This window comes from Okeania sp. (assembly GCF_983059655.1).
In genome coordinates, this window is record NZ_CEZPJD010000330.1 from 1 (window position 1) to 8,474 (window position 8,474).

Below are 8,474 nucleotides of genomic sequence, written 5' to 3' on the forward strand. Positions count from 1 at the left end.
TTCGGTCTTTCGGTGTTTCGGTAGTGGAAAAACTATAACGTCTTAGTTTTTGGTTTGAGAGAGACTCAGAATAATAGAGCAATATTTTTGTTGATTCGGTCTTTCGGTGTTTCGGTAGTGGAAAAACTATAACGTCTTAGTTTTTGGTTGGAGAGAGACTCAGAATAATAGAGCAATATTTTTGTTGATTCGGTCTTTCGGTGTTTCGGTAGTGGAAAAACTATAACGTCTTAGTTTTTGGTTTGAGACAAACTCAGAATATAGGGCAATATTTTTCTTTCTTCAGGACTTACGCAAATTCACCTGAAAAACGCCATATGTAGGGGCGAATGGCATTCCCCCTCAGTGTATTTAGTGTTCGTGCGTAAGTCCTGTTTCTTACAACTTCGGTCTTTCCTGGTGCGAAAACTACAACGTTTTAGTTTTTCATTTCAGAGAAAGTCAGAATATAACGCCATATTTTTCTTTCTTGCAAATTCGGTCTTTCCTAGTACTCAAACTATAACGTCTTAGTTTTTGGTTGGAGAGAAATTCAGAATAATAGAGCAATATTTTTGTTGATTCGGTCTTTCGGTCTTTCCTTGTCCGTAAAACTACAACGTCTTAGTTTTTGGTTTGAGACAAACTCAGAATATAGAGCAATATTTTTGTTGATTCGGTCTTTCGGTGTTTCGGTAGTGGGAAAACTATAACGTCTTAGTTTTTGGTTTGAGACATACTCAGAATATAGCGATCGCCCGACTCTACATTAATTGACTTTTCATTATAACTACAACGTCTTAGTTTTTAGATTTTAGATAAAGTCAGAAGGTCTTGAGTCCTAATTTTGAACTTCTCAACTAGAAAGGCCAGCACAAAACCTAGAATATCTCCAATAATATATAGGTTAGACTAGGAAAAAATTTTGGCGCATCTACCCACTTGCCACTCAATTCCTAATCTTAGAGAAATACCAATATGAAAGCCCGTGACATATTGCAGCAATATCAAGAAGGTAGACGAGAATTCCAAGGAGCGAATCTTCGGGGTCTATCTTTTAAGGGAGAAGATTTGTCTGGAGCAAATTTTAGTGGGGCGGATATTCGAGGTACTAATTTTCGAGAAGCAATTCTGCGGGGTACTAATTTTCAGGGAGCTAAAGCGGGGTTGCAAAAACGTTGGGTAGTGGTTTTGCTTGTTCGTGTGTTTGTTTTGGCCGGAATTTCAGGTTTTCTTACTTTTTTCAGTTTAGTTTTCCTATGGCTAATATTTAACTCAGATAATGGACAAGAGCAAAATGTTGGTTTGGTCGCTTTAGGGTTACTTATTGTATTTTGGATAACAATCATTCGCAATGGAGTAAGCAGCCTCGTCAGAGTCGGAGTCGTCGCCTTCGCCTTCGCCGTCGCCGGAGCTGGAGCCGTCGCTTTCATATTCACCGTCCTTGCAGCTGGAACCTTCGCCTTTGCATTCGCTGGAGCCTTGGCCGGAGCTGGAGCTATTGCCTTTGCCGGAGCTATTGCCTTTGCCGGAGCTATTGCCTTTGCCGGAGCTATTGCCTTCGCTGGATTCTTAGGCAAAACCTTCGTTGTCACCTTTGCCTTTGCCGGAGCTGGACTTCAAATACTATTAAGCGCTGATGTTGCTTATCGAACAATTAAAGGAGATGAAAAATACGATCTAATTCGTAATATAGTTATTGCCTTTGCTGCTATAGGTGGAACCTCTTTCACAGATGCAAATTTAACTGATGCTGACTTCACTAATGCTACTCTTAAAAGTACAGATTTCAGGGGAGCCAACATAACTCGTACCTGCTGGAAAAATACTATAAAACTAGACCGCATTCGACCAGGTAAAACTTATCTAAAAGATGCCAAAGTCAGGGAGTTAGTCAGAACAGGAGAATGGCAAGATAAAGATTTTAACCCCCTCGACCTCAAAGGTATCAACTTAAAAGGGGCTAACTTACAAGATGCCAGTTTCATTGGCACAGATTTAAACCGCGCCAATTTACAAAATGCTAATTTATCTAGAGCTAAGTTAGTTCAAACTTTACTAGAAGGAGCAAATTTAACAGGAGCTACTTTAACAGGAGCATATATCGAAGATTGGGGAATTAGCAATACTACTAAATTAATTGACATTAATTGTGATTATATTTTCCTGAAGTTACCTACTAATTTAGCTCCCGATCCTCAACGTCGCCCTGCTGACCCAGAGAAAAATTTTGAACCTGGTGAATTTGCCAAATTAGCTCAGAAAATTCCCAATACTGTCGATTTAATTTTTAAAGATGGTATTGACTGGCAAACTTTTCTGAAAACTTTTCAACAACTTCGAGTAGAAAGTGAAACAGAAGAATTACCAGTTATCCAAACAATAGAAAATAAAGGCGATGGTGCTTTTGTCATTCGCGTTAAAGTTTCTAATAAGGTTGATGAGGCAGAATATGAACGTAAATTCTGGCAAAAATATAAACCAATGTTAGAATTAAAAGATAAGGAAATAAAACTTTTATCTGAACAAAAAGATTTTTATTCTGAAGAAATAAAAAATATACGCCAAGACAATACAAGATTAATGGGAGTTGTTGAAACAATGGCAGAGAAAGAAAATGCTAAATATGAATTTAATAATTCAAAACTTGAATATAAAATTAATAATTCAAAATTAGCAGGAGGTATTGGTGTTGGAGACAAAACAGGCGGAACTTTCAACGACTATTCTACTAACCCAGAAGTAAAACAAAATCTTGCTGAAGCTGCCCGAGAAATTCAGCAATTACTCGAACAATTAGAACAATCAAATCCCACAGAAACTAGAGCAGGTCAAATGGCAGTTGTTACCCAAGCTATTGAAATTGTCGAAAATAACCCCACATTAAAACAACGGGTAATAAGTGCGTTGAAGTCAGGGGGGACGGAAGCTTTTAAAGAAGCTATTAACCATCCAGTTGCTAATGTTTTAGTCGCAGCTTTTCAGGGTTTCAGGGAACTTTAATTAGGGAGTGGGGGAGTGGGGGAGTAGGGGAGTGGGAGAGTAGGGGAGCCGTAGGTTGGGTTGAGGAACGAAACCCAAAATTAGCAAGGTTTTGTTGGGTTTCACTGCCGTTCAACCCAACCTACATTTTTAGGCGTAAGTCCTGCTAATCTTTAGCTAAAGCTGGAATTAATTTTTCTACTGTCAAAGCAGACAAATAACCAAGGGTATAGGGTTCTTGACTAATAGCTACAGCATAAGAAGATTTTAAATAATCTAAATAATCAGAATTATTCTCTATATATGCCTGAAAAAATGCCAAACTAAAAGCATCAATATAAGATTTAATTACTGGGGAACTGGCACTAACTAACTTATTTAAGGAGTCATCATCTACAGATTCTATATTTTGAATTTCAGTAATATTAAAATCGAGATGTTTTGCTCCTTTTGTCAACATAAAATATTTTTCTTTTACTGGCAACCAAGTAAAGGGATAAACTTGTTCTATTACTACGGGGGTTAATTGGTCTTCACTACCAGCAACCCACAAAATCGGTATATTAATATGACTTAAACCAGATTTACCAAATATACTGCTATTTACTGGGTCCATTACTAATACTGACTTAATTCTTTTATCTAGTAAATCATAATTTTGTTGAGGTAATTCTAAAGCACGACATTGTAGAAATAAGGAAGGGTTTAAAGATTTAATTTGGGGTAAACAATCTTGTTTTAGTTGTGCAAAATTAATTTTTGCTCCTGCTAAAGCTAATGTTGTATAAGCACCAAAAGATTGACCTGCCATGCCGACATTTTTTAGGTTTAGTTTTCCTTGATATTGAAGTTTATTGCGACGTTCAAGTTCATCTAATAAATAGGTAATATCTAGGGGTCTATTAATGAATTCTCTGAGTTGAAATATTTCTGTTTCTTTTCCTTCTAGAAAAGCTTGAAAATGATTAAAGTCGCTGCCTGGATGTTGTATTTTTGCCACGGCAAAACCATGAGATGCTAAATGTATAGCTAAATGTTGCCATTGACTAAGTTTTGCTGCTAAACCAGGGGAAAGAATAATTACTGGAATAGTTTGAGTTTGTATTTGGTTAGATGGTAAATAAAGATTAACTAGAAATTGGCGGTTACGACTTTTATCGTTGAGATTTAGAGTTTCTTGATAGAAGGAAATATTGCCTGGTTGGCGTAAGTCTGGCAATGTGGAAAAATCTATTTTTTCTTCTGTAGAAGCAGCAGTTAATGTGATTTGTTTAACTTCTGTTAGTAGTTTTTCTGTATTTTCGAGTAAGGCAGAAAATTCTCGATTTACTGCCAGAATTTTCCGAATATTAAACTGTACCTCTCCCGGAAAGTTTTGCAAAACATTTATAGGTGTAAAATCTTGAGATTCCGCAGTTTTAATTAAAGCTTCTCTCAGAGCGATCGCTCCATTATTTCTACCTTGAGTTTGAATAATTTCTCCTAAATATTGGAGCAATTTTTCTCCCATGGGGGAATACAAACCTTGAGCAAGTTGCATGGAATTAATTTTCAGATTAAATTTGAGTATATCTCTCAGTTTTTGCTGATTTTCTGCATCGAGTAATAGGAAATATAACTTTAAATCATCTTCAACTTTACCTGTTTCAGCATAAGTTTCTAAAGCAGTGATAGATACAGAAATTTTCAGAAAACCGTAATTAAAATGAATCTGTTCTGCTGCTTTAGCCGAGAAATTTACTAGCACAAGTGATGTAGTTACCAAGACGAGAGACAGTAACCATAAGAACATCCTTTTTTTAGTTTTTTTCTGACGTTTTATGGAAAAATTAGGCTTAATTTTGCTACTCATTTACTTTTTCTGATTCATACAATAATCTAGATTCTCTAACTGATAAGGAAACAAATTTTTGAACCATTTTTCATCAATGGATTGAGATTTATTGCCATCAAGAAAAGAGTTAAGTTTATTTTGCCATTCCGGGTCATTATTCGGAGTTATCATCCCATAAAAATCACAGGTCAAAGGTTTTTCTGGAATTAACTTGTAATTATTAATATCTAAATTTTGCCTGACTACTTACCCTACAGATAAAATTCCATCATTAACAAAAGCCTGAATTTCTCCTTTAGCTAAAGATTTTACAGCTTGATTAACCTCTGTATTACCTTCAAAATAAAAGGCTTCAGTTTGAGGATATTTTGTTTGAATAAATTTTATCTTTTTTTTGCGGGTTTAATACCAAGCGTTAAAAAAGAATGTTACGAATAGTAAGGGGAATAAAAATACAAATGCAAGATATGTCCTTTGACAAAAAAATGATTTCCAAGCTAAAAATGGTATTGAAGCCATTCATTCTGTCTCCTGTATCCTGTCTCCTGACTCCTAAGAAATACCCTAACTATTTGTAGCAAACATTTATTAAATTGGTATAATACCCCACCGTCTACAGGGTGTTCAAAATTGTTTGGGAGACCAACCCCCATGCAATTTTCTCTCCTGACTCCTGACTCCTTCTTCAAGGTATTACTTTTTCTGATTCACACAATAATCGAGATTTTCTAACTGATAAGGAAACAAATTTTTGAACCATTTTTCATCAATGGGTTGAGATTCATTACTATCAATAAAAGAGTTAAGTTTATTTTGCCATTCCGGGTCATTATTCGGAGTTATCATCCCATAAAAATCACAGGTCAAAGGTTTTTCTGGAATTAACTTGTAATTATTAATATCTAAATTTTGCCTGACTACTTCCCCTATAGATAAAATTCCATCATTAACAAAAGCCTGAATTTCTCCTTTAGTTAAAGACTTTACAGCTTGATTAACCCCTGTATTACCTTCAAAATAAATGGCTTCAGTTTCAGGATATTGTGTTTGAATAAATTTTTCTGTAGTAGTATTTTTCAAGACACCTGTTTTAACTCCTGCTAAATTGCTATTAGGATTTATTTATGTGTCCTTAGCAACTAAAAAATTAGTTCCTGTGACAAAGAAAGGATTAGAAAAAGCCACATTTTTAATATCATCTCTAATAGTATTTGGACCGCATTCTAAATGTACATTACCATTCTGGACTAACTGAAAACGATTTTCTAGGTTTGATGGAATTTCTATGACTTTAACTCCAGTATAAATTTTCAACTCTTGAGCAATTTTTTTAGCAAAAGCATCAATTATATCTTCACAATAACCAGTCCATTCTCCGGTATTATCTACATAACCAAAAGGAGTAGCATCTCTTCTCATTGCTACTTTCATTACTCCAGTTCTTTGAATTTATTCTAATACCAAATTCAAAAAAGGCAGTTACATCTTAATTTGTGATTTCTTCTTAAAAGAAAAAATTATAAATTCCATAAATTCTAAAATTTCCACCTTTTTTCCTCTTTAATATTTATGTTTTTCTTTCTCTGTTCCCTGTTCCCAGCTCCGGTGTTCCCTGTTCCCTGTGTCCTCACGCTTTGCAATATTTTATGAAATTGGTATAAGATACTTTCTTGTCTTTTAGGAACTTGAGCAGTAACAGTTGGAGGTACGATCGGTTTTGGCGGAGAACTACCATAAGCAGTTTCTAATTGTTGTGCTGTTAAAGATTGAATTAAACTCAAACTTAGGGAATTTTTATTCATAACTTTGCCATAAGAAGCAGTTAAATATGGTTCATATTCTGATTGATTATCTAGATATTTTTTAAAGAAAGCTATGCTCAAATTCTTGAGATAATACTGTCCTACATCTGGTGTCGGTCCCTGTAATATTTCAGGCAAACCAGGTATTAAACTGCTGGTAGAAAAATGAGTTCCCGGAACCAAAAAAGCTAAATATTTATCTGGGTTATCCATCCAAATAAAAGGATGAACATCTTTTTCTATTCCTGGGGTAAGAAGATCGTGACTACCTCCCATCATTAGAGTAGGAACAGAAATATTTCTCATTTCTTCTGGTCCGAAAACTACACTTGTTAGAGGAAAGTAAGCGAAAACTGCTTTGATAAGAGGGTCTCTTAATTGATAGTTTGAAAGAGGTAAATAATTGGCACGACATTGTAATAATACTGATATATTTAAGCTCAAATTTTCTGTGTCACATTCTTGATTTAATCTGGGCAAATTAATATTTGCACCTCCTAAAGATAAGGCTGTAGTTGCACCAAAAGAATTTCCCAATGCACCTACTTTATTTAGGTCAATTTTTGATTTCCAATTAGGGTCAGTTTCAACCAACTTTTCCAGTTCATCTAATAAATAAGTGAGGTCTGATGGTCGGCTAATATATTCAATAGGGCTAATATCTATATCAACTTCTCCTTTTAAAAAAGATTGACGATATGCTAAATCACTGCCTAAATGTTCTAAACCAGCTAATGCAATGCCATAAGATGCTAAATGTTCTGCTAAAAGAATACTTTTTTTCTCAGCTCCAAAACCATGACTATAAACTACTAATGGTACTGGTTGAGAAATTCCTTCTGGTAAATAAATATCAGCTTCAAGATTATAAGAACCTGCTAAACCTGTGTAAGTTTGGCGTAAACCACTTATTTCAAAACTAATAGATTTTTTGATGACTTTATAGGGACCTGGTTTACTCAAATCTGCAAGTTGAGAATAATCAATTTTTGGGTCTGTAGCAATTTGTTTTTCTGTCTGTTTAATAATTGCTGTAACTGAAGTATCTCGATACTCGTTAAAAGTAGTTAATTCATTAGAAAACTCCGATAAAAAATTTGTACTTATTCTGATTGTTTCTGCGGGAAATTTTTTAATAACATTCATAATAGTAAATCCTTCCTCTGAGTCTGATGCAGCTTCTATTAAAGCTGTTCTTATCGCATCATAACCATTAATATTGGGGTCAATTTGTACTAAACGACCCAAATATTTGAGGAAATCTTGCCCCATTGCCATATTTGTAATGCGAGAAATTAATTCAGGGGGAATGTCAAAACGTTCTTGTAATACTTCCCGCAAATTTACTAAATCTTCTTCTTCCATAAAAGCAGCATAAAAGGCAAAATCATTACTAATTTTTCCTTCTTGAACAAAGACTTCTAGAGAGTCTACAGACATATATAAATCTGTTAAATTCGGAACTTTAAATACTATCCTTTCAGCAGCATCAACTGGTTTTGGCTTGAATATATCTTGCAAAAAATCAAAGCTAATTATTGCTGCTATTACTAGAGTGGTTGTCAAAATTTTTGTTAATTTCCTAGGCTTTTTATTCATATTTTTGCCATTGGTGAATTAGTGTATGATATTAATCTTAATGTAAGTATTTTCTGCGGAATGCTGCGCAAACAGCTATTAGCAGTCAGCTAGCCTCCTCCGGAGGAACTACGCTCTTCAGCAATGAGTAATGAATAATTACTTCTCAGGTTTAGAAAGGAGACTTTGCTAGTAACTTTTTATTCTTTTTCAATTTCAAAGATTACTTTTACCCTCTCCAAAATTAATATAGCAATATGATTTGAGTTGTGAGATATTGGCAATTTTTAGGGAACAGG

At 34.7% G+C, this 8,474-nt stretch carries 6 protein-coding genes; 1 reads left to right on the plus strand and 5 read right to left on the minus strand.

Annotated elements, in window-relative coordinates:
* The first annotated feature begins 957 nt into the window (after positions 1-957).
* Entirely contained in the window at positions 958-2,982 is a 2,025-nt protein-coding gene (locus AC3DU7_RS18215; protein ID WP_488040731.1) for a pentapeptide repeat-containing protein, read from the plus strand.
* Between the two features lie 145 nt (positions 2,983-3,127).
* Here the strand turns inward: AC3DU7_RS18215 and AC3DU7_RS18220 are convergent, their stop codons facing one another.
* From AC3DU7_RS18220 to AC3DU7_RS18240, 5 genes are all read right to left on the minus strand, one after another.
* On the minus strand, positions 3,128-4,813 hold the full coding sequence (locus tag AC3DU7_RS18220; protein WP_488040732.1) for an alpha/beta hydrolase: 1,686 nt from the start codon (positions 4,811-4,813) through the stop codon (positions 3,128-3,130).
* Positions 4,814-4,966 carry a hypothetical protein gene (locus AC3DU7_RS18225; protein WP_488040733.1) on the minus strand — a complete coding sequence of 51 codons (153 nt, stop codon included), beginning with the start codon at positions 4,964-4,966 and terminating at the stop codon, positions 4,814-4,816. It abuts the gene before it with no gap.
* 522 nt (positions 4,967-5,488) lie between these two features.
* Positions 5,489-5,875, minus strand: a complete 387-nt coding sequence (locus AC3DU7_RS18230; RefSeq protein ID WP_488040734.1) for a type 2 periplasmic-binding domain-containing protein — start codon at positions 5,873-5,875, stop codon at positions 5,489-5,491.
* 42 nt (positions 5,876-5,917) lie between these two features.
* On the minus strand, positions 5,918-6,226 hold the full coding sequence (locus AC3DU7_RS18235; RefSeq protein WP_488040735.1) for a transporter substrate-binding domain-containing protein: 309 nt from the start codon (positions 6,224-6,226) through the stop codon (positions 5,918-5,920).
* Positions 6,227-6,330: 104 nt separating this feature from the next.
* Positions 6,331-8,163: an alpha/beta hydrolase gene (locus tag AC3DU7_RS18240; RefSeq protein ID WP_488040736.1), complete on the minus strand. Its 1,833-nt coding sequence runs from the start codon at positions 8,161-8,163 to the stop codon at positions 6,331-6,333.
* Between the last annotated feature and the right edge of the window lie 311 nt (positions 8,164-8,474).